This is a genomic window from Dietzia sp. CW19 (assembly GCF_014145265.1).
Classification (GTDB): domain Bacteria; phylum Actinomycetota; class Actinomycetes; order Mycobacteriales; family Mycobacteriaceae; genus Dietzia; species Dietzia natronolimnaea.
This window is the reverse complement of record NZ_JAALEE010000432.1, coordinates 1-2,707: the sequence shown is the minus strand read 5'-3', so window position 1 is coordinate 2,707 and position 2,707 is coordinate 1. Positions and strand designations below refer to the sequence as shown.

General features: G+C 71.9%; 2 protein-coding genes. Both read right to left on the bottom strand.

Annotated elements, in window-relative coordinates:
• A partial coding sequence (gene nuoN / locus G6021_RS12775) for an NADH-quinone oxidoreductase subunit NuoN (RefSeq protein ID WP_182641451.1) occupies positions 1-1,205 on the bottom strand: 1,205 nt, incomplete at its 3' end.
• The coding region (locus tag G6021_RS12770) for an NADH-quinone oxidoreductase subunit M (protein WP_182641450.1) at positions 1,202-2,707 on the bottom strand (1,506 nt) is incomplete at its 5' end. The genes nuoN and G6021_RS12770, both read right to left, overlap by 4 nt.

The window sequence follows — 2,707 nt, the reverse complement described above, 5'->3', positions numbered from 1 at the left end:
GCCACCAGCGGCTGACGCCGACCGAGCCCGGCCCAGGCCCGCAGGTCGCTGATCTCGGCACCGTCGGCGTCGCGGACCAGCCCGGCCACCGCGAACACGCCCACCGTGCTGACGGCGTACGCCGCGAGGTAGAACAGCATCGCGGTCGCCCCGGCGGCCTGGACCGCGATCACCCCGGTGAGCAGGAACCCGGCGTGGGCGATGGAGGAGTAGGCCAGCAGACGCTTGACGTCGTTCTGCGCGACGCCCACGATCGTCCCGACGATCATCGTCAGCGCCGCGATCACCCACAGCACCGGCGCCCAGTCCGCCTCGAGCCCGGGCACCGCGGTGTGGAAGAAGCGCAGGATCGCGCCGAACGCGGCGACCTTGGTGCCGGCGGCCATGAACGCGGTGATCGCGGTGGGCGCGCCCTGGTAGACGTCGGGCGTCCAGGTGTGGAACGGCACGGCGCCGACCTTGAACAGCAGGCCCACCGACATCATGGCCACGCCGATGAGGATCAGCGAGCTGGCGCCCTCGGCCTCCACGACGTCGGCGATCCCCCGGTAGTCCACGGTCCCGGCGTAGCCGTACACCAGCGCGACGCCGTAGACGAAGAACGCCGAGGAGAACGCGCCCAGGAGGAAGTACTTGACCGCGGCCTCCTGCGAGAGCAGCCTTCGGCGCCGGGCCATCCCGCACAGCACGTACAGCGGCAGGGAGAGCACCTCCAACGCGATGAACAGCGTGATCAGGTCGTTCGCCGCGGGGAACAGCATGAGGCCGCCCGTGGCGAACAGCGCGAGCGGGAAGATCTCCGTCTGGGTGAACCCGGCGCGCTCGGCCTCGCGTTCGCCCGAGCCGCCGGGGGCCACGGCGGCCTGGGGCGCGAAGCCCGCGAGCACCTTTCTGCGGGAGGCCGACGGGATCACGGTGCGTTCGCCGATCAGCAGGCCGGCGCCGAGGGCCACGACCACGGTCAGGCCCTGCAGGAACAGCGCCGGGCCGTCGACCGCGACCGCCCCCTCGGCCGTGACGATCCGGGTCCCGGCCAGGAGGACCACCGAGATGAGCGCGGCGGCGAGACCGCCCAGGTAGACGGCCATCTGTGTGCCATAGCGGCGCCGCGCGGGGACGAACGCCTCCACCAGTACGCTGACGATCCCCGCGCCGAACACCACGAGCAGCGGCGCGAGCGATCCGTACGCGATGTCCGGGGTCATCGGGTTCCTCCCACCAGTGCGACGGTGTGGGCGACCGCCGGTTCGATCACGTCCAACGCGGGCTGCGGGTAGAAGCCCAGCACGATCAGCGCCACCACCAGCGGGATCACCACCACGAGTTCGCGGGCGTCGAGATCCGGTGTCCGCGCCAGTCCGGGTGCCGGGGGTCCGCCCATCACCCGCTGGTAGGTCCACAGGATGTAGATCGCCGCCAGGACGAAGGTGCTCGTGGCGAGCACGGCGGCCACCGGGTACGGGCCGAAGGTCCCGATGAACACCAGGAACTCGCTGACGAACGGGGCCAGCCCGGGCAGCGAGAGCGTGGCGAGTCCGGCGATGAGGAACGTGCCGGCCAACACGGGCGCGACCTGCTGAACGCCGCCGTAGTAGCCGATCTCGCGGATGCGGTGCCGGCGGACGAGGAACCCGGCCACCAGGAACAGCGCGGCGGTGGCCACGCCGTGGTTGACCATGTAGAGCGCCGACCCGGCCGCGGACTGCTCCGTGCGCGCGAAGATCCCCAGGACGATGAACCCGAAGTGGGAGATGGAGGCGTAGGCGATCAACCGGAGCAGGTCGGTCTGGGCGATGGCCATCACGCCGCCGTAGACGATGCTGATCACCGCCAGCGTGACGAGCACCGGCGCCGCCGTGGCGGCCGCGTCCGGGAACAGCGGCAGGCTGTAGCGCAGCATCGCGAACGTGCCGACCTTGTCCACGACCGCCATCATCAGCACCGCCGAGGCGGGGGTCGCGGCCACGGCCGCGCCGGGCAGCCAGGTGTGGAACGGCCACAGCGGCGCCTTGATCGCAAAGGCCAGGGTGAAGGCCGCGAACATCAGCAGCGCCACGCCGGTCGTGATCTCGAGCCGGCCGTCCGCCACGGCCGCGGTGATGAGGCGGTAGTCGAACGTCCCCGCCCCGATCGATCCGCCGTCCGTCCCGGCGTCCCCCAGCCCGGCGCGGGCGGTGAGCACGTACAGCCCGATCACCGCGACGAGCATGACCAGCCCGCCGAGGAGGTTGTAGATGAGGAACCGCACGGCCGCCGCCGCCCGGTCGGCCCCGCTGGAATCGCTGCGGCCGAAGCCGCCGATGAGGAAGTACAGCGGGATGAGCATGGCCTCGAACGCGACGTAGAACAGCAGCACGTCCAGACTGGTGAACGCCACCAGCGCCAACCCCTGCGTGGCCAGCATGAGCGCCGGGTACGCCTGCGCGCGGCGGCTGTCGGACGCGGCGACGTCGTGCGACCCGGCCAGCAGGAGCAGTGGCATGAGGGCGGCCGTGAGCAGGACCAGCACCAGCGCGATCCCGTCGAGTCCGAGCGTGTAGGAGGCGCCGAAGGCGGGGATCCACGGGTGGGACTCGACGAACTGGTGGGTCTCGCCGCCGGGGTCGAACCCCACCGCGAGCGCGACCGCCACCGCCAGCACGACGAGGGAGGTGGCCAGGGCGAGGGGCCTGGCCGCGCGTCGCGCGCCGGAGGGGAGGACGACGAC